This is a genomic window from Rhodospirillum centenum SW (assembly GCF_000016185.1).
In the GTDB taxonomy this organism is placed as follows: domain Bacteria; phylum Pseudomonadota; class Alphaproteobacteria; order Azospirillales; family Azospirillaceae; genus Rhodocista; species Rhodocista centena.
Map to the genome: position 1 here is coordinate 3,994,994 of NC_011420.2, position 25,721 is coordinate 4,020,714.

General features: G+C 68.4%; 21 protein-coding genes. 14 read left to right on the forward strand and 7 right to left on the reverse strand.

What is annotated here, in order from left to right; all coding sequences use genetic code 11:
* Nucleotides 1–170 precede the first annotated feature (170 nt).
* The 4 genes from RC1_RS18290 (at nt 171) to RC1_RS18305 (ending at nt 6,768) form a co-directional block, all read left to right on the forward strand.
* Nucleotides 171–725 (forward strand): PAS domain-containing protein, encoded by a 555-nt coding sequence (locus RC1_RS18290; RefSeq protein ID WP_184446255.1) that lies wholly within the window; start codon nt 171–173, stop codon nt 723–725.
* A gap of 336 nt (nt 726–1,061) precedes the next feature.
* A complete protein-coding gene (locus RC1_RS22575) occupies nt 1,062–3,071 on the forward strand; it encodes a protoglobin domain-containing protein (protein WP_012568940.1) in 2,010 nt (669 codons plus the stop codon).
* 410 nt (nt 3,072–3,481) lie between these two features.
* Nucleotides 3,482–4,804 (forward strand): SIR2 family protein, encoded by a 1,323-nt coding sequence (locus RC1_RS18300; protein ID WP_012568941.1) that lies wholly within the window; start codon nt 3,482–3,484, stop codon nt 4,802–4,804.
* A complete protein-coding gene (locus tag RC1_RS18305) occupies nt 4,801–6,768 on the forward strand; it encodes an ATP-binding protein (RefSeq protein ID WP_012568942.1) in 1,968 nt (655 codons plus the stop codon). Before RC1_RS18300 ends, RC1_RS18305 begins: the two co-directional genes overlap by 4 nt.
* Nucleotides 6,769–6,822: 54 nt before the next feature.
* Here the strand turns inward: RC1_RS18305 and RC1_RS18310 are convergent, their stop codons facing one another.
* Nucleotides 6,823–7,485 (reverse strand): carbonic anhydrase, encoded by a 663-nt coding sequence (locus RC1_RS18310; protein ID WP_012568943.1) that lies wholly within the window; start codon nt 7,483–7,485, stop codon nt 6,823–6,825.
* Between the two features lie 367 nt (nt 7,486–7,852).
* Here RC1_RS18310 and RC1_RS18315 point away from each other — a divergent pair, with 367 nt between their 5' ends.
* The 4 genes from RC1_RS18315 to RC1_RS18330 all read left to right on the forward strand — a co-directional run bounded on the left by RC1_RS18315 (nt 7,853) and on the right by RC1_RS18330 (nt 11,111).
* Entirely contained in the window at nt 7,853–8,890 is a 1,038-nt protein-coding gene (locus tag RC1_RS18315) for a cytochrome-c peroxidase (RefSeq protein WP_012568944.1), read from the forward strand.
* A gap of 147 nt (nt 8,891–9,037) precedes the next feature.
* The gene (locus RC1_RS18320) at nt 9,038–9,988 is read left to right on the forward strand and encodes a hypothetical protein (RefSeq protein WP_012568945.1); all 951 of its coding nucleotides are present in this window, start codon (nt 9,038–9,040) and stop codon (nt 9,986–9,988) included.
* Nucleotides 9,988–10,512 carry a hypothetical protein gene (locus RC1_RS18325; protein ID WP_012568946.1) on the forward strand — a complete coding sequence of 175 codons (525 nt, stop codon included), beginning with the start codon at nt 9,988–9,990 and terminating at the stop codon, nt 10,510–10,512. The genes RC1_RS18320 and RC1_RS18325 overlap by 1 nt, the downstream gene beginning before the upstream one ends.
* A complete protein-coding gene (locus tag RC1_RS18330) occupies nt 10,509–11,111 on the forward strand; it encodes a hypothetical protein (protein ID WP_012568947.1) in 603 nt (200 codons plus the stop codon). The genes RC1_RS18325 and RC1_RS18330 overlap by 4 nt, the downstream gene beginning before the upstream one ends.
* A 22-nt stretch (nt 11,112–11,133) precedes the next feature.
* On the opposite strand, the gene RC1_RS18335 is transcribed toward RC1_RS18330, so the two are convergent.
* A complete protein-coding gene (locus tag RC1_RS18335) occupies nt 11,134–13,152 on the reverse strand; it encodes a methyl-accepting chemotaxis protein (RefSeq protein WP_012568948.1) in 2,019 nt (672 codons plus the stop codon).
* A gap of 436 nt (nt 13,153–13,588) precedes the next feature.
* Here RC1_RS18335 and exbB point away from each other — a divergent pair, with 436 nt between their 5' ends.
* Genes exbB through RC1_RS18350 form a run of 3 tightly spaced genes read left to right on the forward strand, consistent with a single transcriptional unit; the run spans nt 13,589 to nt 15,657 of the window.
* Nucleotides 13,589–14,425, forward strand: a complete 837-nt coding sequence (gene exbB / locus RC1_RS18340) for a tonB-system energizer ExbB (protein WP_012568949.1) — start codon at nt 13,589–13,591, stop codon at nt 14,423–14,425.
* A 6-nt stretch (nt 14,426–14,431) separates the two neighbouring features.
* Nucleotides 14,432–14,854, forward strand: a complete 423-nt coding sequence (gene exbD, locus RC1_RS18345; RefSeq protein WP_012568950.1) for a TonB system transport protein ExbD — start codon at nt 14,432–14,434, stop codon at nt 14,852–14,854.
* Nucleotides 14,851–15,657, forward strand: coding sequence for an energy transducer TonB (locus RC1_RS18350; protein WP_012568951.1), 807 nt, complete (start codon nt 14,851–14,853; stop codon nt 15,655–15,657). The genes exbD and RC1_RS18350 overlap by 4 nt, the downstream gene beginning before the upstream one ends.
* 91 nt (nt 15,658–15,748) lie before the next feature.
* On the opposite strand, the gene RC1_RS18355 is transcribed toward RC1_RS18350, so the two are convergent.
* The 4 genes from RC1_RS18355 to RC1_RS18370 form a co-directional block, all read right to left on the reverse strand.
* A complete protein-coding gene (locus RC1_RS18355) occupies nt 15,749–17,020 on the reverse strand; it encodes a DUF4857 domain-containing protein (RefSeq protein ID WP_012568952.1) in 1,272 nt (423 codons plus the stop codon).
* The gene (locus RC1_RS18360; RefSeq protein WP_012568953.1) at nt 17,020–17,691 is read right to left on the reverse strand and encodes a hypothetical protein; all 672 of its coding nucleotides are present in this window, start codon (nt 17,689–17,691) and stop codon (nt 17,020–17,022) included. Before RC1_RS18360 ends, RC1_RS18355 begins: the two co-directional genes overlap by 1 nt.
* 10 nt (nt 17,692–17,701) lie before the next feature.
* Nucleotides 17,702–18,589 carry an ABC transporter ATP-binding protein gene (locus tag RC1_RS18365; RefSeq protein ID WP_012568954.1) on the reverse strand — a complete coding sequence of 296 codons (888 nt, stop codon included), beginning with the start codon at nt 18,587–18,589 and terminating at the stop codon, nt 17,702–17,704.
* Nucleotides 18,590–18,687: 98 nt separating this feature from the next.
* Entirely contained in the window at nt 18,688–21,426 is a 2,739-nt protein-coding gene (locus RC1_RS18370) for a TonB-dependent receptor plug domain-containing protein (RefSeq protein ID WP_012568956.1), read from the reverse strand.
* Nucleotides 21,427–21,701: 275 nt separating this feature from the next.
* Between RC1_RS18370 and dmeF the strand changes: the two genes are divergently transcribed.
* The 3 genes from dmeF to hutX are packed head-to-tail and all read left to right on the forward strand — an operon-like array spanning nt 21,702 to nt 24,710.
* Nucleotides 21,702–22,682: a CDF family Co(II)/Ni(II) efflux transporter DmeF gene (dmeF, locus tag RC1_RS18375; RefSeq protein WP_012568957.1), complete on the forward strand. Its 981-nt coding sequence runs from the start codon at nt 21,702–21,704 to the stop codon at nt 22,680–22,682.
* 37 nt (nt 22,683–22,719) lie between these two features.
* Entirely contained in the window at nt 22,720–24,216 is a 1,497-nt protein-coding gene (gene hutW, locus RC1_RS18380; protein WP_012568958.1) for a heme anaerobic degradation radical SAM methyltransferase ChuW/HutW, read from the forward strand.
* On the forward strand, nt 24,213–24,710 hold the full coding sequence (gene hutX, locus RC1_RS18385) for a heme utilization cystosolic carrier protein HutX (protein WP_012568959.1): 498 nt from the start codon (nt 24,213–24,215) through the stop codon (nt 24,708–24,710). Before hutW ends, hutX begins: the two co-directional genes overlap by 4 nt.
* Nucleotides 24,711–24,734: 24 nt before the next feature.
* Here the strand turns inward: hutX and RC1_RS18390 are convergent, their stop codons facing one another.
* Entirely contained in the window at nt 24,735–25,664 is a 930-nt protein-coding gene (locus RC1_RS18390) for a FecR family protein (protein WP_012568960.1), read from the reverse strand.
* Between the last annotated feature and the right edge of the window lie 57 nt (nt 25,665–25,721).

The window sequence follows — 25,721 nt, forward strand, 5'->3', positions numbered from 1 at the left end:
ATCTCTGCCATGTCGTTCCGGAAGCCTGCAGCCCGGAGAATGGTGCGCTGTCGTGGCGCCCTGGCCTCGTCAGGGCACAGGGCCGACTCAGTGGCCGGGTGCGCCTTTTCCTTTTGTTACCTACCCGAATGGGCTATGACTTTAAGAATAGAGCAAGGTGGACTGAAACCGTGGATTCCCTCTGTGACCGGGTTGCTCTCGGCTTCCGCTGCAACCGGACGACCCTCTTCGCCGGTTACTATGCGGGCCTTCTTGGCCGGGGCCGCGTTCCCCTTCGTTCCGACCTCGACCTCGACAGGATGCGCAGCATCCTCGACAGTTTCGTGGTCCTGGAGGTGGAGGGACCGGGCATGGTCCGCTTCCGCCTTGCCGGCACGCGGGAGCGGACGCGCTACGGCTTCGAGGTGACCGGGCTGAACTACATGGATTTCGTGCCCGAGGCCCGGCGGAGCGATGCCTTCTCGGCGTTCGACCGGATGGTCCGGACCCCGTGCGGCATGTATGCGCTGATCCGCTCGCGCACCGGCTACGGTCGTGGGACCTTCAACGAAGCGTTGGGATTCCCCTTCCGCAGCGATCACAGCGGCCGTCTCCACCTCGTCTTCCAGAGCAACGACATCGATTTCGACGAAAGCCGGGTGCTGGAGGCGGATCCCCTGGCCCTGCACCACACCGTGGAGGGGCGCCGGTACATCGACATCGGTTTCGGCCTGCCGTCCTTCTGATCCTGTCTGTCCGCCGCCGCGACACTGCGGGCAGGGGCGGCGGGCAAGGGCAGCGGGCAAGGGCGGTGGACAGGGGCGCCGGTGCGGTCCTGCGCGCACCCGCCGCAGCCGGGGGTGGTGCCATCGGACAGGCCGATGTGCCGCTCTGCTTCCCGCGGAGAGCTTGGGAAATCCGCTCAAATGCGGCACTCTGCCAGTGACGGGCGTCACGTTATGGCAGGGTTGCAAATAAAAAACCGCATTGCCGTCAGGGTAATTCTTCGTCAAGCGTAACCGGAACCCGCATCACTATTCGACGAAGGCTGCAAGCCGCGTCGACGGTCCTGGAAGCTCTTGATGTCCGAACAGCCGCGCCTCCCCGCCGACGCCCTCATCCTGCCCGATACCGCGACCCTGGATCTGCTGCGCGAGGCGGCCCCGGTGATCAGGCACCGTCTGCCCGCGATCCTGGACGATTTCTACCGTCAGGTGGCCGCCGACCCCCGGCTGGCCCGGCATTTCCGGACGCCGGCGGAGATGGAGCGGGCGAAGAAGGCACAGCTCGCCCACTGGACCCGGCTTGTCGGCGGCGACCTGGACGGGGACTACCGCGCGTCCGTGCAGCGGGTCGGGCGGCGCCACCTTGCCGCCCATGTCCCGCCTGTCTTCTACATGGCCGGCTACCTGCACCTGATCCGGGGCCTGCTGGATGCCCTGGCCGAGGACCGCGGCGGCCTGCTGACCCGGCGCGCCACCCTGCGCCACATGGTGCGGCTGCAGAACGCCGTCGTCTCGGCCGCCATGGCCGACATGGCGCTGTCGCTCTCCACCTACTGGGAGGGGGACGCGGAGAAGGCGCTGGCCGATGTCAACCATATGGTGGACAGCATCGGCGACCAGTCGGTCGAGGTGGTGAACAGCATCCACGACTATACCGACGACCTGGCCCGCGCCGTCGGGTCGCTGACGACGGTCTGCGGCGAGGTGGGGGAACGGGCCACCCAGGCCTCCTCGGCGGCGGCGCAGTCCTCGGCCGCGGCAGAGACCGTCGCCGCTGCGGCGGAGGAACTGGACGCCTCCATCGCGGAGATCGCGCACCAGGTGGCGCAGTCCACGGGTGCCGCGCGCGACGCCATCGACCGCACCGGCAAGGCGGCCGAGGCGGTGCGGACGCTGGGCGAGGCCGCCCGCGAGATCGGCGGCATCGTCACCCTGATCGGGGACATCGCCGCCCAGACCAACCTGCTGGCGCTGAACGCGACGATCGAGGCGGCGCGGGCCGGCGAGGCCGGCAAGGGCTTCGCCATCGTGGCCGGCGAGGTCAAGGCCCTGGCGACCCAGAGCGCCCGTGCCGCCGACGAGATCTCCGGCCGCATCGCCGCCATCCAGGGCGAGACGGCGCATGTCGCCACCGCCATCGAGGCCATGGCCGGGGTGGTCCACCGGATCGAGGATGTCGGTTCCTCCATCTCCGCCGCCGTGGAGGAACAGGCTTCCGCCACCGGGGAGATCGCCCGCACCGTGGCCGAGGTGGCGGACGCCGCCCGCTCGGTGACGGAGCTGATGGATGCCGTCGTCACCTCGACGGACCTGGCGAAGCGGGCGGTCCATACGGTCGAGGCCAGCACGGAGCATCTGCGCGAGGCGATCGACGACCTGCCGCGGCACCTGGTCCGCTCGATCCGCACCTCCTCCCGGCTGGCCGACCGCCGGGTGGACCATCGCCGCCCCGTCCTGGTGGACGGCATGCTCACCGTTGAGGGGCAGCAGCGGGCCTGCATGATCCACGACCTGTCCTGCCACGGTGCCGCCCTGGATGCGGCCGCGCCGCCGCCCGCGGGGTCGCCCGTCACGCTGCACGTTCCGCGCCTGGACCGCACGCTGGAGGCCACGGTCGTCGCCCTCTCCGGCAGCTGCACGCTGCACCTGAAGTTCGCCGGCTCCGGCCTCGACGCCGCCGAGGTTGAGCTGGTGGCGACGGAGTCCGCCCGCCAGATCACGCTGCTCGCGAAGCAGGACCACGCCGCCTTCGTGGAACAGGTGGAAGCCGCGGTGGCCGGTCGGATCGAGCTGGACGCCGCCGACCTCTCCACCCACCACACCTGCCGGCTCGGGCGCTGGTACGACGCCGTGAACGACCCCGACACGCGGGCGCTGCCGTCCTACGTGGCGCTGGCCGATCCGCACGCCCGGGTGCATTCCGCCGGCCGTCGCGCCCTGCTGGCCCATCTGGCCGGCCGGGACGCCGAAGCCGCGGCCGCGGTCCGCGACATGCGGGATGCCTCGGACGCGGTGATGCATCTGCTCGACCGGCTGGCGGAGGAATGCGCCAGCCTGCGCGGCCACGCCCAGGCCGAAGCGGCGTGAAGGGGCCTTTTGCAAAATCCGTCCATGGGCGCCGCTGTTGAACAATAGTATTTCCATCACAAAACGGGGCGCGATTCCAGTGATGATGACGTATTTTCCTAATTAAGAGCGAGACTGTCCTGCCCATCATCTGGTCGGAGATACGTTAACTCTACGGCTCAGTGGCGGTTCAAAACCCTGCAGCCGGGCTCATGGCCGGCGCGGCGACCTGCCTTGATGGTGAAGTGAAGAAAATGGGTTCTGTCCATGCATTTGCCCAGATTGCAGACGCCGTCAGTTAGGGACTGGTTTTCTTGATTCGGGCTATCCGGTCGCGGTCCGATCACGTCCACATTCCGAGCTTGAATAAAGACTCATCCCCAGCTTCAATTCCTTTAAGCACGAGCTTCAAGAAGCTGATGAGGGCGCGCATGAGTGATACTGACAAAGAGCGGACCTTCCAGTTTCTGCGGAACGGCGATGCCGATCCATCGGAACTCGACTGGAACAAGGGGATCGAGAGCGCCCGCCAGGCGATTTCCGAGGCCATGAACGCCAAGAATATCGCGTTTTTGCTCGGCGCTGGATGTTCCTCCCTGATGAGGGACGAAAAGGAACTCGGCATTGCGACCATGGCGCCCCTGGCCAAGGAGTTCTGCGGGGAAACCCTCGCGGCGCGGGCGGCGGGATTCTACGGTGATCCGCCGGTCGTCGGCGCTGCCCCGGCGCCGTGGCGGCTGACCAAGGGCGAACTCGACTATCTCGACGCGCTCGGGATCGACCTGGCGAAGGACTACAGCCGGAACCTGGAACGCTTGATGGAGGTGCTGTTCGCGCAGCGGTTCGTGCTGCGCCAGAGCGAGAATCCCGATCTTCACCCCTACCGCGCTGTTCTCGACGGCATCATCAAGAAGGTCCAGGATTTCCTATGGACCCGTGTCACCCAAGGGGCCTTCGCTACGGAGGGCGACAGCACCGTGCGCGACCTCTACGAGCGGTTCTACAAGAAGCTGGTCCTGCGAGATCGGTCCTTGCCCCGGCCGTGGGTGTTCACGACCAACTACGATCATTTCAGCGAATTGGCGATGGATCGGCTGGGCATTCCCTATGCCAACGGCTTTTCCGGCGTCGTGGAACGTCGCTTCAACCCGGCGATCTTCCGCTATGCCCTGGCCGAGCAGCTCGACGTCGCCAGCCGCAAGTGGACCGCCGTCGACGCCTTCGTCTATCTCTGCAAATTGCATGGCTCGGTCACTTGGACCGAGGACGATCATGGCCTGTTCCCGATCAAGGAGGTCTGGCCGCCGGAATCCACGAACCAGATGCTGATCTATCCGACGCCGGCGAAGCAGAACTCTTCGCTCGGCTCGCCCTACGCGGACCTGTTCCGGGAATTTCAGTCCCGGATCGTGCGCGAGCAGAGCGTTCTCATCACGGCGGGTTACGCCTTCGGCGATGAGCACCTGAACAATATCATCTACCAGGCGCTGACGATCCCGACGTTCCGTCTGGTGATCTTCGCGGCGCCGGATACGGCCGGTGAGATCGCCAAGCTGCGGGCGCTGCGCGACCCGCGCATTTGGATCATTGGAGGCGACGGTCCTGCCGAGGGAACGAGGGCGCACTACTTCGACATGATCGTCGAGCATTTCATGCCGCAGCGTCCCAGCGACAGGATCGATGACGCCGTTCGCAAGGTGTTGTCCGAACTGGCGCCGAAAAGGGACGACGAGCCGAAGGATGGCGAGGCATGAGCCACGACGATCGCAAACGCGCGATCGGCAAGGTGGTCTCGGTCGCGGCCGACCGCTTTGTCGTGGAGATGCACGTCGGCACCGACAACTTCACGGTCGTTGGCTTCGACGGTGTGCATTATGTGGCGCGGCTGGGATCGTTCCTGATGATCCCGTCGCAGTCGGAATATGTCGTGGTCGAGGTTGTCGGCCTGCGTGAGCGCGACGCGAGCACTCCATCCGAGCGAGGCGACTTCGACCGGGCTGGCTCCTCAAAATATCTGGATGTGGTGCCGGTCGGCATGTTGCCGATGCGTGGCGGCGCGTTCCGTTTCGGTGTGTCCGTTTTCCCGTCTCTGTATGCGGACGCACTCTATGCACTGGACGGCGAACTCGATCGCATCTTCGAGACCGAGGCGGCCGTCGAGCCGTCAGTCGGCCCGGATGGTGGCGCCTGCGAACCCGAAGGGGCCACGCGCTATCGGGTTCTGCCCATCGGCAAGTCGGTGGTGTTCGAGAACTACGACATCAAGGTCCGGCTGAACGAGTTCTTCGGCGGTCATGTCGCCGTCCTGGGCAATACCGGCAGCGGCAAGTCCTGCACGGTCGCCTCGGTCTTGCAGTCCCTTTTCAGCAAGCCGGAGGAGCATCACGCCCGCGGCGCGACCTTCGTCGTCTTCGACGTCAATGGCGAGTATCACGCCGCTCTGGCCGCTTCCGCGAAGGAGGGAGCCATCGGGGTCGAGCGCGTCGTCCTCGACGGCACGGCGGCTGGCTTCCGTATGCCGCATTGGTTCCTGGAGATGGCAGAATGGGAACTGCTCTTGCAGGCCAGCGAGCGAACACAATTGCCGGTTCTTCGGACGGCGTTAGGTCTGACAAGTCTCTTTCATGCCAATACGCCAGAAGCTCTGGCGCTGCGCGAGCACTTTGTCGCCACCTGCATCATCGAGTGTTTTCGAGGGGCAGATGGCGACTCCCCCGTATCGAAATTTCAGCGGGTCGTCTCCCTTCTCCAGAAGTATCCGACAAAAGACCTGAATATGGATCTTCTGAAGCGCTTCAATCCCAATTTTCAGTATGGAAATTTTTCGGGGAACAAACAATCGGCGTTTCTGGACGAAGTGAGAAACAAGCTCCGGGAGGACGTGCCCTTACCAGCCTATAATCGGACACCATTCTCTTTTGATGAGCTACACGAGTGTCTCGACTTCGCGATCCTCTACGAGGAGGCTCACGGCAATCGCCAAATCCGAGACTACTGCTCGTCCATGGTCACGCGGCTCAGATCCCTCCAGGAGAGAACAGAATATGCCTTTCTGCGTCACGAAGGAGCTGACGTTGACGCGGCCGTAAGCGATCTGGAGTTTTTGACCAACATCGTCGGTCTGCAAAGGGCGGCCGGAGATTCGTTCACCAAACGCAATCAGATCATTATTATTGATCTCAATTCCGTCGAAGATGAAATCGTTGAGCTGGTCAGTGCGGTCATCGCACGCATGCTTTTTCGATTTCTTCGCCATGCGGAACCGAGAAACCGCTTCCCGATACACCTACTGCTCGAAGAGGCTCATAGATATGTCGCCTCTACGCCGTCTCGCTTTTCCATCGACGCCACCAAGATTTTCGAGCGCATCGCCAAGGAAGGACGCAAATACGGCATGTTCGTGCTGCTGGCGTCTCAGCGCCCGAGCGAACTGTCCAAGACGGTTCTCAGCCAGTGCTCCAACTTCCTGGTTCACCGAATCCAGAATCCCGACGATCTCTCCCAGATTCGCCAGATGACTCCGTTCATCTCAGAGTCGGTCCTGAAGCGGTTGCCGTCATTGCCTCGGCAGCACGCGCTGGTGTTTGGAACGTCGGTCAATCTGCCGACGACCTTCAAGGTCAGGGAGGCATCCCCGCGACCGCATAGCGACGATGCAGCCATTGTCGATCTATGGTTCCACGAAGAAGGTCGAATTATTGAGAGTTCGTTTGGATAATCCAAGTTCGTTGATGCGGCATGCAACGGTAGGGCCGCGACAACCCGATTCTCTTCAGAACGGGCTGCCGGCGGGGGAGGGCGGCCGGGGGGCCGCGGGGGCCAGGGTCCGGGCCAGCTCCGGCGTGACCGTGACCTCGCCGCCCATGTCGTCCAGCAGCAGCAGGTCGCCGGCGGTGATGTCGAAGAGCGCCCCGTAGAGGCTCAGCCGGCCCGCCGCGACCCGCTCCCGCACCCAGGGGAAGGTCATCAGGTTGGCCAGCGACAGCCGCGCCACCTCCCGCACCGCCGCGGCGAAGGGGTCAGGCCGGCCGGCCACCCGGGTGCGCACGCCGTCGGCGATCCGCATCCAGTTGCCCAGGAAGTCGCTGTTCCGGTCGCCGTCCAGCAGCGCCCGGATGCCGCCGCAGCCGGTATGACCCAGCACCACGACATACGGCACCTCCAGCCGCCGCACGGCGAACTCCAGCGCGGCCGAGGTGCCGTGATAGTCGGCGTTGGGGGCGTAGGGCGGCACCAGATTCGCCACGTTGCGGATGACGAACAGGTCGCCCGGCCCGGCGGAGAAGATGGACTGCGGGTCCACCCGGCTGTCGCAGCAGGCGACCACCGCGGCACGCGGATGCTGGCCGGTGAGGGCAAGCTGGCGGTAGCGCTCCTCCTGCTCCGGGAAGCCGGTGGTGCGGAAGCGCAGGAATCCGTTCAGCAACTCATGCATTCGACCTGATCCTTCGTCGGGCGGCCGGGGACCCGGTCGCGGTCGGCGGGCTTTCCGGGCCTGCCGTACATCCCCTGGGCCCCACCGGGACCACGCAGCCTAGGGATGGAACAGGAATACCCGGCGGATCAAGTCGCCACGCGGCATTGCCGCCCTGCGGCGGGGCGCGCCCGACCAGCGGAGCGGCGCCGTTGCTGGACCCGGGCTACCCCTAGGGCAACTGGCCGCACCCCACCAGCCCGAAGGAGCGGGGAGGGATTGCGATAAGTCAAATGTCGCGGCCGGCCACTTCTTTAGATTTATTCAAGATCAAATCCGGCCGGCATCCATCGGAAGTTCCGGCGGGACCAGAAGGGAGATCCAGACCATGCTCCGATCCCTGTTCCTCGGCGTCGCCTTCGCCGCCCTCGCCATCGGCCCGGCGGCGGCCGACCCGCTGCTGGACGAGGCCCGCAGCCTGTTCAAGCCGCTGCCCGCCACGGCTCCGGCGATCAAGGACAACCCCGCCACTCCGGAGAAGGTGGACCTCGGGCGCATGCTGTTCTTCGAACCGCGTCTGTCGTCCAGCCATCTGTTCTCCTGCAACTCCTGCCACAACGTGGCGACCGGCGGCGTGGACGGGCTGGAAACCTCGATCGGTCACGGCTGGGCCGCCGGCCCGCGCAATGCCCCCACCGTGCTGAACGCCGTCAACAACGTGGCGCAGTTCTGGGACGGCCGCGCCAAGGATCTGAAGACCCAGGCCAAGGGGCCGATCCAGGCGGCGGTGGAGATGAACAGCACGCCCGACCGGGTGCTCCAGGTCCTGACCAGCATGCCCGAATACAAGGGGCTGTTCGCCAAGGCGTTCCCCGGCGAGAAGGAGCCCGTCAGCTTCGACAACGTGGCAAAGGCCATCGAGGTGTTCGAGGCGACGCTGATCACGCCGGACTCGCCCTTCGACCGTTTCCTCGCCGGTGACACCAAGGCGATGACAGCGCAGCAGAAGAAGGGGCTGGCCCTGTTCATGGAGAAGGGCTGTTCGGCCTGCCACAACGGCGTCAATGTCGGTGGGCAGGACTATTTCCCGTTCGGCGTCATGGAGAAGCCGGGGGCGGACGTGCTGCCGGCCGGCGACAAGGGCCGCTTCCAGGTCACCAACACGGCGACCGACGAATATGTCTTCCGCTCGCCGACCCTGCGCAACGTCACCCTGACGGCGCCCTACTTCCACTCGGGCAAGGTCTGGGATCTGCGCGAGGCGGTGGCTGTGATGGGCAACGTCCAGCTCGGCACCGTGCTGTCGGAGGAGGAGATCGACGCCATCACCGCCTTCCTCGGCTCGCTCACCGGGCGCCAGCCGCGGATCGAAGTGCCGATCCTGCCGCCCAGCACGCCGGCGACGCCGAAGCCGGTCACGCAGTGACGCTGCAACCGGTCACGCAGTGATCCCGCAGACCCGGGGGGCGGGCTCCGCCCCGCTCCCTTCGGGCCGCTGGACCTTCGCATAGCTTGGACCCGGGGCCGCGGCGTCTATGTTGAACAGGCGTCGCGTCCCTGGAGCGGTCCCGCCATGAGCAGCGAACCGGCCCCGCCGCCGCCGGCAGGGCAGCCTGCCATCACCCATTTCGCCTTCAGCCACCGGGCCCTGACCCTGGACGGCGTGACGTTCACCCTGTCGCCGCAGTCGCGGCAGCCGGTGATGCACATCGCCATGGGCGACATCAAGGGGGCGATCGATCTCGCCCGCATCGCCGAGACCTTCCAGATCGCCGTCGGCAGCGCCGATGACCGGCTGCTGAAGATCGTCGAACGGTCGCTGCGCCATGTCCACCGGATCCGCAACGGCGACCGTATCCCCAATGAAATCCTGGACGGCACCGCCTCCTGGCCGGTCGAGGAGCGGCACCGCCGGCTGGCGGCGCTCAAGATGGCGGACATGGTGATCCGGCAGATCCTGGGTGGCGCGCAGGCGGAACTGCCCGGCGACGACGCGACCGACCAGGTGCGGACCCGGATCAAGGAGGCGGCCGGCGACGTGGCCGAGAAGATCGGCCTGCCGCGCTCGCGCGACTGGGAGGCGCTGGACCGGATCGAGACCCTGACCAATGAGATGGGCTTCATCGAGGCGCTGCGCGACTACTGGAATCCACTGTTCGACATGCCGCGCAAGCTGCGCGCGGTGCAGAAGGCGAACCGGCGCGACCGCGACCTGTCGGACCAGCTCGGCAGCGCGCTCACCCTGATCAAGGCGCCGGTGGCGCAGATCCGCGCCATCTTCGACGACATCGACCGCACCATCGCCGATCCCGTCGCCGCCTTCCGCAGCTACGAGCAGACGTTGAAGGTCCTGCGCGCCCGGCGTGACAGCCTGCATTTCGAGACCCTGCGCTGGGGCGAGGTGCCCGGCACCTGGCGGACCCTGCGGACCGATGATGACGCAGGGGTCGTCCAGGCCTCGCGTCTCTATCGGTTTCTGGTGCAGAACTACATGCGGACCACTGCCTGGGTCGGTGCCGGCTGATGACGACGACGATTTCCCTGCTCATCGTGAACGGGCTGCTGCTGGTAGCCTGGATGCTGGGCGTGCTGCACCGGCAGCGGCTGCTGGGCACGGCGCAGGTGGAACTGAAGGGGCTGAACGAGAAGATCACGCAGTCCGAGGCAGAACTGAACCAGACGCAGATGTTCCTGGAGGATTCGCGCCTGCGCATGGCCCTGGCCGACGACCAGCGCGCCCGCCACGCCAAGCTGGTCGCCGGCATGCAGGCGGAACTCGCCCGGCTCTCCAGCCAGAATTTCGAGATCATCCACCAGCTCGGCGAACCGGCGAAGGGCAAGACCCCCTATGCCGCCGAGCTGTTCGAGACGGGCATGGGTGACCGCCCGATGCCGAAGGTCTTGCAGGGCCTGACGCACATGGCCATCGTGCATGCCGAGGACGATGCGGCGGCGCGGCGGCAGATCGAGATCGCCTTTCCGCCGCGCTCGCTGTTCCGGCCGAACACCATCACCCGCATGGTCTCCGCAGACGATACCGGCGCATGACCGAACTGACCTGGGTCCTGCATCTCGCGCTCGTCGTCGGCGCCTTCGTGATCGGCGCCAAGGCGATCGACGCCTGGATGTCCGCCTCGCGCACGGCGCGCGAGGCGACGGCCAAGGTGGCCAAGCGCAAGGCGGCGCTCGATGCCGTGAAGGCGCGCATCGAAGCCATCGCCGTCAATGTCGAGGACGTGATGCCGCAGCTCGGCGAAGCCGAGGCGGACCGCCAGCAGATGAACGAGGAAGCGGGCGCGTTGCGCACGAAGATCGAGGCCCTCACGAAGCGGCGCAAGGACCATCTGATCGTCTTCGACCGCCGCACCCTGCTGGAGGACGCCCTCTATGAGGTGACGGTGACCAATCCCGAGTTCCTGGAAGCCTCGACCGGGCGCAACGCCAGCGACCCGCTGGTCAAGAGCTGGATGGAGGGGCGGGTCTACCTTGTCGCCGCCCTGGATTCGGACGATGCCGCGCGCCGCTGCACGGCCCGCTTCCCGGTGTCGCTGGGCTACCGCGTCACCCAGAGCGTTCCCTTCCGCCTGCGCGGCGGCTCCGGACGCAGACCGGCGGAAGCCGGGAAGGCTTCCGCCGACAGCGTGTGAGGAACCGGACCGGGGGGCCGGCTCAGGCCGCGCGCACCTGGTCGATGAAGCTGTCCACGGACTGGCGCAGGCGTTCGGACTGCTTCGCCAGATCCTCCGCCGAGGCGGTGACCTGGCTGGAGGCCGCGCCCGCTTCGCCGGCCGCACCGTTCACGGCGTCCAGGCTGCGCGAGACGGCTTCGGTGCCGCTGGCCGCTTCGTTGGCGTTGCGGCTGATCTCCTGCGTCGCCGCGGTCTGCTGCTCCACGGCGGAGGCGACGGCGGTGGCGATCTCCTTCATCTCCTCCACCCGGCTGGCGATCTGGGCGATGCTCTCCACCGTACCGTCGGTGCGCTCCTGCACGGCGCGGATGCGCTCGGCGATCTGTTCGGTCGCCCGCGCCGTCTGGGTCGCCAGCGCCTTGACCTCCGAGGCCACGACGGCGAAGCCCTTGCCGGCCTCGCCGGCGCGGGCGGCCTCGATCGTGGCGTTCAGCGCCAGCAGGTTCGTCTGCCCGGCGATGGCGTTGATCAGGCCGATCACGTCGGAGATGTTCCGGGCGTCCTCGGCCAGCTCCTTGACCCGGTCCTCGCTCTGTGCGGCGTCGCGGGTGGCGGCGAGCGCCAGCTCGGCCTGACGCTGCACCTGCCGGGCGATCTCGCTGATCGAGCTGGTCAGTTCCTCGGTGGCGGCAGCCACGGTCTGGACGTTGGCGCTGGCCTGCTGCGCGGCGGCGGCGGCGGTGCCGGCCTCGGCCGAGGAGCGCACGGCCGTGCCGGACATGGACTGCGCCGAGGCGTTCAGCTCGGTCGAGGCGGCGGAGACGGCATCCACCACCGACTTCACCGACTGTTCCAGACTGTCGGCCATCTGCTTCAGGGCCGCCCGGCGCTCCCGCTCGGCGCGGCGCTCCTGCTCGATCTGGGCGGCGCGCAGCCGCTCGGTCTCGATCATCGCCTCCTTGAAGACCTGGACGGCGCGGGCCATCTCGCCCACTTCGTCGCGGCCGGTGCGGTTCGGCACTTCGGCCTTCGTGTCGCCGCCGGCGAGCACGCCCATGACCCGGGTGATGCCCTGGATCGGCCGCACGATGCTGCGGGAAATCAGGAGCGCCGCGGCGATGCCGGTCAGCAGGGCGATGATGCCCGCGGTCCACAGCAGCATGGTGCTGGAGGCCGCCGTCGCCTTGCTGGAGGCGAGCGTCCGCTCCAGGTAGTCGGCATAGTTCCGGCTCAGGCGCTCGGAGGTGGCGACGAAATTGCGGCCCGATTCGGCCATGCTGGTGGTGACCAGCTCGTCGATCTGGCGTGCGGTGGCCGCCAGGGCATCGAATCCGGTGACCATGGCGCCGGCCTGGTCCACCGCCGTCCGCGCCAGGGCCGACTGCTCGGGGCTGAGAGTCTGCTGCGACAGGGCGGCCGCGCTCCGGCCGACCGTCTTCAGCCGGTCCCGTGCCGTAGCCAGCGCCTTGTCGTCCAGCGCATCCGTCAGGAACGCCGCAATGGCGAAGCGGGCGGACAGCAGGTCTTCATGCAACTGGCCGGCGGCCAGGGCCAACGGCATGTTGCCGGCGGCCAGGGCGCCCGCCCGCAGATCGTCCAGGGTGCGGCCGGCCTGGGTGCCGTTGCCGTAGACGTCCTGTTCGGTCAGCCTGGTTTCCGTCGGTTGCAGGTCCTGGAGGCGGGAGAAGCCGGCCATGTAGCTGTCGGCGAGGCTGGACAGTTCCTCCATCATGGCGTGGCGCTCGGGGTCGCGGATCTCGGCCCGGAGGCGGCCCGCGGCGGCTTGCAGGTTCTGGTTCAGACTGGCGAGGCTCTCGGCCGCCGCGGTGTTGCCCTGGAACGTGAAGGACAGCACCTCGCGGCGCATCGCCAGGAAATCGCGTTCCATGCCCTTCGTCGTCAGCGCCTGGGCGCTGACCCGGGCGAAGTTCTGCGACGCGGTGTTGACCTGTCCTAGACCTGTCAATGCCACGGCGGTGATCACGATCAGAAGGCCCAGAACCGTGGCGAATCCGACGGTTATGCGTGAGCCGATACGGAGTCTTGCCAGTGCCTGCATCGTTGTCCCCCTCGTTGCTCCGCCCGGCGTCGGGACTACGGTCGTCACCCCCGGCACCGTCGGATGTCGCAAAAATATACCTTTACGAGACTTCGGCAAGTCGAAGGGGCTGCGTAACTTAAAGGGGGGTAAATTTTATCTTCAAAAAGCGGCCTTTTTGAACCCAATGTTAACAGCGCCGTTGAGTTTTTTACTTGGCATTAACATTGTTAATGTTCGTTCCTGGAACCATTTCATATTCATCGACTTTGTGTGCTGGCCGGGACCTGCACGGTCGGGGCAGGCCCCTTCCATTGCGTTGATGCAAATCTGCCCTGCCGCGGCAAGGTTCCTCTCGACGGGCGGACAAAGTTGATTATCATTCGCACTCAAATCCGGGGTCCGCGCCGGCGCCTGTGCGACGCGGCCGGAGCGCCTTTCCTGAAAGGTCGGTTCGATGCGCCTGCTGCCTTCCGCCGTTCACCGCTTCATCGGCGGCACCCTCGTCACCCTTTTCGCGGCCGGGGCCGCCCTTGCACAGGACGTCCCGGCGGACGGCGGGGGCGTGGCCGGGCAGGCCCTTGACATGACGATGGCCGCGCACCTGACGCCCTGGGGCATGTTCATGCAGGCCGACTGGGTGGTGAAGACGGTGATGATCGGGCTCCTGCTCGCCTCCGTTGCCACCTGGACCGTGCTGATCGCCAAGAGCGTGGAACTGCGCCGGGCCCGGGCCGTGCAGCGGGCCGGCTTCGCCAGTGTCGATTCGGCGCAGAGCCTGGCGCAGGCGATCCAGGCGGGCAGCCGGGAGGACGGCGTGCTGGCCGAGATGACGGCGGCGGCCTCTCTGGAGCTTCGCCTCTCCGCCGACGCCTTGCAGGACGTGGACGGCGTCAAGGAGCGTGTCGCCCTGCGGCTGCAACGGATCGAGGCGACTGCCGGCCGCCGCATCGCCGTGGGCACCGGGCTGCTGGCAACGATCGGTGCCACCTCGCCCTTCATCGGGCTGTTCGGCACCGTCTGGGGCATCATGAACGCCTTCATCGGCATCGCCGATTCAAAGGCGACCAATCTGGCCGTCGTCGCCCCCGGCATCGCCGAGGCGCTGCTGGCGACGGCCTTCGGTCTGATCGCCGCCATCCCGGCGGTGGTGATCTACAACCACTTCACCCGTCAGATCGCCGCCTACCGCGGGCTGGTCGCGGATACCGGCGCCGCGGTGATGCGCATCGTTTCCCGCGATCTGAGCCGCGGCATGGTCGGGCGCGCCGATCTGCGCCTCGTGGCGGAGTGATCCGCCATGGCGGTGAAGATGGAGCATGGCGACGACGATCTGCGGGAAAGCCACGAGATCAACGTCACGCCGTTCATCGACGTCATGCTGGTGCTTCTCATCATCTTCATGGTGGTGGCGCCGCTTGCCACGGTGGACATCAAGGTGGACCTGCCGGCGGCGTCGGCCGAGCAGCAGTCGCGGCCGGACAAGCCGATCTTCCTGACGGTGGGCGCCGATCACAGCCTTGCCGTCGGCGAGGACGTGGTGCCCCGCGAGGGGCTGGCGTCCGCCCTGGACCTCGCCTCCGGCGGGGACAAGGAACAGCGGATCTTCCTGCGGGCCGACAAGACGGTGGACTACGACACGATCATGCAGACCATGAACGCGCTGCGTGAAGCCGGCTATCTGAAGGTGGCCCTGGTCGGGCTGGAGAGTTCGCCCCGATGACGCTTGAAATGGTGGCGCCGGCGCCGGACACGGGTCCGCGCTGGGGCCGGGCCTTTGCCCTGGCGCTCGGCGCGCACCTGCTGCCGGGCGCGGTTCTTGTCGGCTGGCTGGGTCCCGTCGCCGCTCCGCCTGCGCCGCCGCCGGCCGGCATCATGCTGGAACTGGCCCCCCTGCCCAGCGCGCCGGCGGTCACCCCGTCCGACGCTGCCCCGGCCCCGCCGGCGGTCGAGGCACCGCCCCCTCCGCCCGAGCCCGTGGAGGAACCGACCCCCGAGCCGGACCCCGTTCCGGTGCCCAAGCCGCGTGAACGGCCCGTCGTGAAGCCGCTGCCCGTCCGCCCCAAGGCGGAGGTGGCGCTGCCCCGGGCCGAGGCCGCGCCATCCCGGCCGCGGGAGCAGGCCGAAGCGCGGACTCCTGCCTCCGCGAGCAGTGCTCCGCCGGCCGCCGCCCAGGTCTCCGACCGCACGGCCGCTCCGGCCGTCGGTGCCTCTTCCGCGCAGACCTCCAGCAGCGTGCAGACCTGGCAGAGCCGGCTGTTCGCCCATCTGGAGCGGCACAAGCGCTATCCCAGCCGGGCCCGCCGGCTGCGCCAGGAGGGCGTGCCGATGGTGCGCTTCGCCATGGACCGCGAGGGCCGGCTGCTGTCCGTCCGGCTGGAGCATCCCTGCGGGGTGGACAGCCTGGACGAGGAGGCGCTGGCGCTGGTGGACCGGGCCCAGCCCTTCCCGCCGCCGCCGCCGGAGATCCAGGGCGAGCGGGTTGAGCTGGTGGTGCCCGTCGATTTCTCCATCCGCACCCGCTGACAGCCTTCCGTTCACCGGACGGTCACCGCCCTTCCGGGGTCCCTGCGGGACAGGAAGGGCGGCGGCCGGGCTGGTCGGATATCCCCTGGGATCAGGCGTCGGCGGCCCGCTGCCGGGACAGTGGTCCCAGCAGCAGCAACGCCAGAAGACCCGCCACCCCGGTCAGCAGGGTCGTGACCAGCTCCAGCGGATGCAGCGGTGCCCGGCTGCGCCGGCGCCAGAGCCAGAGCAGGGCGCAGCACAGCAGCCCGCCGGCCGCCGCCAGCCCGAGATGCTCCGCCGGAACGAGGTGCAGGTGGAGCAGATCGTCCGTCTCCGAGGTCTGCGAGACCGTCAGCGGAAACAGGGCGGACCCGACCATGCTCCGCCGTTCCAGCGAAGCCAGATACTCCGCGGGCAGGGGCAGGTCGAAGCTGTGGACCGGCCGGTACTCCCTGTCCGTCGCCGTCAGGTGGTAGGGGGTGTCGGTGCTGCCGCTCAGGTCGGTGCTCAGCACCGTGCGGTTCAGCGGATCGGTACGCAGCGAGACGGACACCGTGTCGGCGTCGAAACCGGCGGCGGGCAGCGGCACCAGCCGGTCGTCATAGGTCACCAGATGGACGGCATCGTCGCTGACGACGGCACCGATGAACTCGCGGCGCTGGTGTTCTGACACCGTCGCCGCCCGTACACGGCCCGGAACGGTCAGCCCCGTCGCCCGGCACTCGGGCTCCCCCTTCACCAGCTTGAGCTGGAACAGCCGGTTGGCGGAATCGACCAGCAGATAGCCTTCGTCGAACTCCTTGCGGGTGGAGGGGTTGCCGCCGATGGCGACCAGCGGCCAGACGACCCCGGCCCGCGTCATGGCGGCGGTGAAGCGGTCGGACAGGTCCCGGTCCACGCGGCCGTCGGCCACGCGCAGGAATTCCAGCCCGGCCGGCATCACCCGGAACATGTGGTCCGGCAGCGACAGCCGGGCACCCCAGGGGGCGGATTCGATCAGGGTGTGCAGGTTCAGCCCGCCGGAATTCCAGTCGCGCGGCGCCAGCCGCAGCATCTGCAACTGCCGCCGCGCCTCCGCCACGGTGACCGGTACGCCGGCCACCGTTTCGGGGAACTCGCCGTGCTTCTCCAGATCGGCGAAGTAGAGGAAGGGCAGACCGCGGCGGAACGCTTCCTCCGTCACGGGATTGCCCTGTTCGTCCTGGAAACGGGTGTCGTCACGGCCATCCACCCGGACCAGGAAGCTGCCGGCATCGGCGCTGTAGTAGCCCGAGCTCCGCACCGGCTCGGGCAGCGCCGCCCGGTCATACAGGTCGGGCAGGAACCAGCACAGGGCCAGAACGGCCACGAACAGCGTGGCGAGACGGGAGACGGGCGGCATCACGAACTCTCCTTGGTGCGCTGGGCCGCCGCTTCCAGCGGCAGCAGCCAGGGCAGGCAGGCCAGGGCGTACCAGCCCAGGCTGCCGGACATGCCGGCGAAGATGGTGGTGCGGGTCAGCAGGGTGACGAAGGCCAGCCCGGCCAGCGCGATGACAAGACGGCGGTGCAGCGCCGGATCGGCCAGCGTGGCCGCGGTGGCGAGATAGGCCACCATGCCGGCGAGGCACCAGGGCAGGGCGGTCTCCACCATCGGCCCCCAGAGCTGCGGCGGCAGGTTCAGCGACCCGGCCACGGCGGCCAGACCGCCCAGCGCCAGGACCGAGCAGAGCAGCACCAGCCCGAGCCCGACCGCGACCGGGACATAGAGCCCCAGCCACGGCGACACCGGCAGGTGGAACATCAGGCGCAGCCGCCGGCCGGTGCATTCCGGCAGGAACTGCACGCAGGCGTACCAGATCCCCGCGAACGGCAGCACATAGGCCAGGCTGTCGAAGGTGATCTCCTGCTTGTAGGTCAGGGCGTTCCAGAGCTGGGCCGGACCGCGCATGCTGTTGAAGGCGCGCAGGGTCAGCCAGGTATCGACCAGGGCGGCCAGGACGACCAGCGGTGGCACCCAGAAGAGCCGGCGCAGCTTGATGGTTTCCTTGAGCAGGAGGGGCTTCAGCGGCATCGGTCTCTCCTCAGGCGCGGCCGGTCAGGCCGATGAAGGCGTCTTCGAAGCCCATCGGCACCTCTTCCAGGGCATCCACGGCGACGCCGTGGGCGGACAGGTGGGCGGCCATGGCGGCACGGTCGGCGTAGCCGAAGACGGAGACGGAGTGCAGGTTGCGCTCCACGTTGACGACCGGCCCCTCGCGCCGCAGGGCGTCGGTCGCGCCGCTGCGGGGCAGGCGGTACTGCCGGAACCGCTCCATGAAGTCCGCCCGCGTGCAGTCCACGAGCACACGGCCCGCCTGGAGCACGATCATGCGGTCGATCAGCTTCTCCAGTTCCTGCACCACATGGGAGGTCAGCAGCACGGTGGTGCCGCGCTCGCGCACATAGTCCCGCAGCAGGTCCAGGAACAGCCGGCGGTAGCCGACATCCAGGCCCATGGAATAGTCGTCCAGGATCATCAGCCGCGGGTTCTGCGCCATGATCAGGCCCAGCACGACCTGCGAGCGCTGGCCGCAGGACATCCGCGAGACCCGCCGGCTGCGCGGCAGGTTCAACTGGTCCACCAGATCGTAGAAGGCGCTGCGGTCCCAGCGCGGGTAGAAGGGGGCGTGGAAGCGTTCGATCTCGTCGATCGACATGAAGTCGTACTGGATGAAGCCCTCGTGCAGCAGTCCGATGTCCTGCCGCACGGCCGGGGGCAGGGCATGGCTGGGATGGCCCAGCACCCGGCATTCGCCCGACTGGGGCCGCAGGAAGCCCATCAGGATGTTGATGGCGGTGCTCTTGCCGGCGCCGTTCTTGCCCAGAAGGCCGAAGATGCCGCCTTCCTCCACGCGGAAATCCAGCCCGTGCAGCACGGGGGTGTCCCCGTAGCTGTGCCGGAGCTGTCTGCATTCGATCATCGTGCTCATGCGGCCATCGCGGTCGTGGGTCCTTGGAAATCACCGGCCCTGGGGCCGGTCCCGGAACGGGAACCGCCGCCGGCCCAGGGACCGGCGGCGGCAGCGGATCAGAACCGGTAGCCGGCTCCCAGCCAGAAGGCCCTGCCCCGTTCGTAGGGAGCATTGGCATCGGCCGTGTAGGTGCGCGAGTCCAGCAGGTTCTCCACCGTCAGGGTCAGGTCGAGATGCTGGTCCGTCCAGGTCTCGATCCGGTAGACGGCGTTGAGGTCGAACCGCCAGGTGCCGTGGTTCGTGCGCTTCTCGTAGATGTAGTAGGTCGAGTTGTTGACCCGGATGGTCTTGTCCGTGGCGACGATCTCGTCATGGGAGAAGCGGTACTTGCCGGTGACGTTGGTCGACAGCCGGTCGTCGAACCAGTCGGCGGTCCACACCGCGTTGATGGTTACCGGCTGGCCGTAGGTGTCCGCGATCAGCGACAGGTCCCCGCGGCTCACGACCCGTCCGTCGTAATAGACGCTGGTGGTGCCTTCGTCGTCCGGCGTGTTCAGATAGTTCAGGATGTTACGGTCCGTGTCCGACCACGTGCCGTTGATCATGAAGGCGTGGTTGTCGAGCGTCTTCACCCATTCCAGGCTGACCGACCGGTAGTCGATGCGCCCGTTGTTCGTCGGACGGCGGACGGTCCGGCCATCGACCGAGGCCAGTTCCATGGCGATGTCGTCGCGGGTGTCGCGGTCGATGTACTTGGCGCGCGCCTCACCCCACAGCAGCGGGAAGGTCAGGGCGGCCGTCAGTTCGTCCGAATAGGGCGTGTCCACCTCGGCGGACAGGTACGGGTAGGACGGCGTCGTGACGGCCCATTCGTTCCTGTAGACATTGCGGCTTGCCGCGACGCGGGTCTCGCTGACGACGGCCGGGTCCCTGGCATAGAAGGCATAGACCAGCGTGTCGGTCCCGTAGTACCGGCCGGCCGCGAGCGTCAGGCCGACATCGGCCGGCAGGTTGAAGGTGGTGGACAGGCGCGGCGACCAGTTCAGGTTTTCCCAGAAGTCGCCGTAGTCGGCCCGCAGGCCGGCCCGCAGGTCGATGCTCTTCAGGTAGTCGGCGCCCACCTCCAGCGTCCTGTCGGCCTGGAGCCAGAGGCCGTAGGTCGACACGTCCGCCGAGTAGTCACGCTGCGGATAGAAGTTGCGCCGGGTCAGCACCTGTTCGCCGGCGATGCAGCCCGGATCATTCGGATCCGCGCAGACGATGGCGCTGCTGACGGTCGGGGAGAAGTAATGCACCGCCTCGTCATCGCGCTTGCGGGTGCCCTCGGTCCGGTTGAAGTCGAAGCCCGCCGACCAGTCCACCGTCAGGAAGGTCGTGGCCGCCTCGCCCTTGATCTCGATGTTCTCCTGGCTGTCGGCGATGTCGCCGTAGCCGCCCTCCACGCACTGGGTCCCGCCGGCACAGACGCTGGTCTTGCTGCCCGTGCGGCGCCAGGTGTAGGCGGTGTCGGGGGCGTCGCGCTCGGTTTCCCTCAGGCTGTAGCCGGCGGTCAGTTTCGCCGTGACCGCGCTGCCGGTGTAGCGCAGGTCGCCGGTGACCTGGTAGGCGTCCTTCGTCGTTTCCTGGCGGTCGTTCGCCATGTTCCAGCGGGTGTATTCCTGCGTGTAGGGCGAATAGAGGCCCTTCACGTCCAGCACCAGCGCTTCGCTCAGATCCGCCGAGATCCCGGCCAGATAGGTGGCGCTGGTGCTTTTCGTCGCCGGCCGGGTGCCGTCGTCGTAGTTCGCGGTGCGGACGCGGTCCTGTTCCGCCTCGACATAGGAGGCGCCGACCATGCTGCGCAACCCCGGCAGCAGGGGAATGTCGATCAGCGCGTCATAGGACGTCTTCTTGAACTTCGGCTTTTCGGCCGTGGCGTCGGGCTCCTCCCATTCGTAATGGTAGTCCACCCAGGAGTCGCGCTGGTGGGAGATGCTGGCCGATCCGCCAAAGACATCCCGCGGGGCGCGCAGCTTCATCGAGACGACGCCGCCGGTGAAGCCGCTGTAACGGACCGGGACGTTCGAATCGTAGATGGCGATTTCGTCCAGCAGGTCGGCGTTGGTGAACAGCGCCAGCGGATTGTGGATGCCGATATGGTCGGCGTGCGCCTCGTTCGTCTCGGTGACGTCGAAGATCGAACCGTTGTCCAGCCCGTCGATCAGGTACTTGTTGTCGTAGTCCTTGCCGCCGGAGATGCTGATGCGGGCCGGCGACAGGTCCTGTTCCGTCAGCGTGCCGTTGCCGGCGGCGTTCCCCACGGCATAGAGGTCGTCGGCGAAGACGACGTTGGGCGTCGCGCGCAGCAGGCGCATCGGGTCCCGGTTCGGCGTGCCCATCGCCCCGATCAGCTCCCGGCCGATCACGGTGGCGCCGGTCTCGCCGGCCGGCAGGCTGAACTGCTCGGGAATGCCGACGACCCGGACCGGGTCCAGCACCTGCACCGAGGTGTCGCCCGCGGCGACGCCGCGACCGACGATCAGAGCGCCCTCGGCGAAGCGGTAGGGAACCTCGCGCCCTGCCAGCAGGCGGCCGACGGCTTCCTCCGGGCTCATCCGGCCGGAAACGGCGGCGGCGCGCATGTCGGACGGCGTGTCCGGCAGGATCGTCAGCGGGATGCCCGTCTGCCGGGAGAAGGCCTGCAACGCCTCATGCAGCGGCTGGGCCGGGATGTCCAGGCGGACCGTCTCCGGCACGGCGGCACCCGGTTGTGCGCCGCTTTCCTGCGCCAGGGCCGTTCCCTGGCAGGCCAGCAGTGAAATCGGCAGCACGACAGTGGCGGCAAGGCGCCGGACCCGGCCAACGCGATCGCGCATGGGACCCCCTTTTCTTATGCAATTGCGTATCCTTCGCAGCCAAGACGCTGCGCCGCGGCAAATCCGGACACACTTTTTTGCAGCCGATCCGTGGGGCGGCCGGACGAACGGGCGGGGCGCGGGCCGCGTCCTGGGCGCTTGCTCAATCTTGCGAATGCGTCGCATAAGCAGTTGACGCGCCCCGACTGCGGACCTTAGCCTCCCGTCCGTGATCGGCGGCCGGAGCGGGCCGGGGTGCCGGACCGCCGCCGTCACTGACCGCCGGGAGCGTTCCCATGCACAGCCATTCGATGGACCGCTGGACCCACAGCCACAGTTTCGGCCAGGACCGTCCCGCCTCCGGGGAGCGCCGGACCCTGCTGGTCGTCGCCCTGACCGCCATCACCATGGTGGTGGAGGTCGCGGCCGGACTCTGGACCGGTTCCATGGCCCTTCTGGCCGACGGCGTCCACATGGCATCGCACACCCTGGCGCTGGGCATCGCCGCCTTCGCCTATGTCTATGCGCGGCGCCATGCCCATGACGACCGCTTCAGCTTCGGCACCGGCAAGGTCAATGCCCTGGGGGGCTTCACCGGGGCGCTGCTGCTGGCGGTGGTGGCGCTCGGCATGGGCTGGGAGAGCGTGTCGCGGCTGTTCTCCCCGGGCGCGATCGCCTTCGAGGAGGCGATCGTGGTGGCGGTGCTGGGGCTCGTGGTCAATGCCGCCAGTGTCCTGATCCTCGGCGGGCATGGGCACGATCATCATGACCACGATCACCATGGCCACGATCATGCTCACGACCACGATCATGACCATGACCACCTTCATCGCCACGAAGGGCATGCGGCCGGGCACGAGGATCACAATCTCCGTTCCGCCTATCTGCACGTCCTTGCCGACGCCCTGACCTCCGTCCTGGCGATCGTGGCGTTGCTGGGGGCGAAGTATCTCGGCGCCGGCTGGCTCGACCCGGCCATGGGAATCGTGGGGGCGCTGCTGGTCGCCAACTGGTCGCGGGGCCTGATGGCGAGCACCAGCCGGGTCCTGCTCGACCATCAGGCGCCGGACGCCGTCCGGGCGCGTCTGCGCGCCGAGTTCGAGCACGACGGCGACAGGCTGGCCGATCTGCATGTCTGGTCCGTGGGGCCGGGCGTGAGCGCGGCCATTCTCAGCATCGTCACCCACGCGCCGCAGTCGCCCGAGCACTACCGGGCGCGCATCCCCGCCGAACTGGGCATCCGGCACGCGAGCATCGAGGTGAACCGCTGCGGCTGAGGCCCTGCGGTCCGCCCGTCCCGGGAGGAGGTGAACCATGACCCAGGTCGGAGTGCAGCCGCGGGCGTCGCACGCGCCCGCAGCCCCGGAGCGTCCCCACCGGCCCGCCGGGCCGCCTGCCGGGCATTCCGGGGGGCATCCCGGAGGACATCCCGGGGGCCCGCCCGGCGCTGCGGAGCCGCCACCGCTGGAGTCCTTCTTCGCCCGGACCGGGGGCGACCCGCTGGCCACCGCGTTTCCCGGCCGGCGCCCGGTGCATCCGGCCAGCGCCATGGACACGGTGCCCGAGGACGAGATCGTCCCGCTCTGGCAGCGCCTGCACGCCACCGGGCGGACGCGCCGCGCCGTGGCCTATGTGCATGTGCCCTTCTGCGAAAACCACTGCCTGTTCTGCGGTTTCTACCAGAACCCCTGGCGGGCCGAAGCGGGGGCGCCCTATGTCGATGCGGTCATCGCCCAGATGGCCGCCTTCGCCCGCACCCCGGCCCATGCCGGCCCACCGCTCCAGGCGGTCTATCTGGGGGGCGGCACCCCCACGGCGCTGTCCGGCCCCGACATCGCCCGGCTGGTGCGCGCCATCCGCACCCACCTGCCGCTCGCCCCGGACTGCGAGATCACGCTGGAGGGGCGCATCCATTCCTTCGGCCTGGAGAAGGCCCGCGCCGCCTTCGACGCCGGGGTCACCCGCATGTCCTTCGGTGTGCAGAGCTTCTCCGACACCATCCGCCGCCCGCTCGGCCGCAAGGCTCCGCGCCGGCAGCTCATCGCCGAACTGGAAGGGCTCGTGGCGCTGGACCGCGGCGCCATCGTCGCCGACCTGATCTACGGCCTGCCGGACCAGACGCCCGAGGACGTGGCGGCCGACGTGCGGCTCTGCGCGGCGCTGGGGCTGGACGGCTTCGACCTCTATTCGCTGAACGTGATCCCCGGCACGCCGCTGCTGAGCGCCATCGAGAAGGGCAAGAAGCGCGTCGCCGCGCCGGAGGAGCTGGGGCGCTACTTCGCCGCGGGCGAGGAGGCGGCCGAGGCCGAAGGCATGGTGTCGATCTCGACCACGCACTGGCAGGGCAGCCTGCGCGAGCGCAACGTCTACAATCTGGCCGTCAAGACCGGCGCCGACTGCCTGGCCTTCGGTGCCGGGGCCGGCGGGTTCCTGGGCGGCTGCAGTTACCGCATCACCACCGATCTCGACGATTACGCCGCCCGCTCGGGATCGGGCGACTGCCTCACCCGGGGCATGATGCGGCAGGGGGCGGGGTCGGCCGTCGGCCATGCGATCCGCTACGGCATGGAACGCGGGCTGCTGGACCTGTCCCGCGCCGAGGCCGCCCTCACCGCGCTCTGCCCCGCCCCGCGCACAACGCTGGCGGCACACGTCGCACCGCTGCTGGCACAGTGGCAGGAGGCCGGTCTGCTGGCGCCGCAGCACCGTTTCCACCGCCTCACCCGGCCCGGCCGCTTCTGGCAGGTGGCGATGACCGGGCGGCTTCTGGGCTGGCTTGCCCGGCACCCCGACATGAAGGAACTCCGATGACCGCCACCCTGGCCGAGGCGCTCGCCGCGAACCCGACCGCCGCCCTCGAAGACATCGCCCGCGCCGCGGGCACGACGCCGCTCGCCGTCCTCGACGCCCTGCCCGCGGGCGAGGTCACGTCCCTGCCCGGCCACCTCATGGTGGAGGTGCTGGACGACATGGCGGGCTGGGGCGAGATCACCCTGATCGTCAATACCGGCCCCGTGATCCTGGAGGTGAAGGCCCCGCTGAAGGGCGGCACGGTGGCGCACGGCATGTACAACTTCAAGGGCAAGCCGATCGGCGGGCACCTCAAGGTCGATGCCTGCATCCGCGTCGCCTTCGTGCGCCGCCGGCTCTTCTCGACGGAGACCCGCTCGGTCCAGTTCTACGATGCCGACGGGGCCTGCATGTTCAAGGTCTATCTCGGCCGCGATGCCAGGCGGCAGCTTCTTCCCGAACAGATCGCCGCGTTCGACGCGCTGGAGGCCCGTCTGCTGAGCGTGGCGGCGTGACGGGCCGGCGGGCGGGGTGGCTGGTCAGTAGATCACCGTCGTGCCCGGCCAGGGCTGCAGCCGGCGCAGGCCGTAGGCGTCGGCCAGCAGCGCCAGGGTTGCGCCGGCGTCCCGCATCCGGAAGCGCCCGGTGACCGCGGCCGCCGGGGCGGTCGGCAGGACCAGGATGCGCTCCCCACTGGCCGCCGCGAGGGCCCCGGTCACGTCCGCCAGCGGTGCCGCGGCGAAGCTGCGCCAGCCCTGGCGCACCTCGTCCGGGGTGTCCGCCACCGTGCCCGGCGCCGGTTCAACGATCCCCGCCGGGGTGATCTGCACATGGTCGGGCGGGCGCAGGGTGCGCCGCTCCTCCGGTTGGGCGGCGGCCACCGTCTCCACCACCCCGTGGCTGACCGTGACCCCGGTGCGGGAGCCGTCGGCGACCACCAGGAAGCGGGTGCCGACGACGCGGACGCTGCCGTGCGGCGTCTCCACCACCAGGGGCCGCTGCGGGTCCGGGGCGGCCTCGACGATGACGCTGCCGGTGTCCAGCCGGATTTCCCGCAGCCGTTCGTCGAACCGCAGCCAGCCGCGGGAACCGGGGCCGAACGCGACCCCGCTGCCGTCGGCCAGCCGGTCCTCCTGCCACTGCCCGGGCGGCACGGCGATGTCCGGCCGCGGTTCCAGGCCATGGGCGCCGATGACGGCGGCGGCCAGCACGGCCGCCAGCGCCAGGGCCGGGCGCCACGAGCGCCGCGGCGCCGGCCGGGGTGAGCGTGCCGGTCCGGACGGGCCCAGACGGCGGCAGGCTTCCTCGAAGGCGGCGGGATGGGCCGGGTCGGCCTCCAGCCAGTCGCTGAACGCGGCCAGAAGCTGGGGCGCCGCCGCGTCGTCGCGCATCAGCAGCCACCAGCGGCCGGCCTCGGCGCGGGCCGTGGCACGGCGTCGGTCCAGGAAGGGGAAGAGTCGGGTCAGCATGGGTGTCGTGGCCGTCGGGCTTGCTTCAACACCTAAGACGCGGCAGCCGGCGGAATC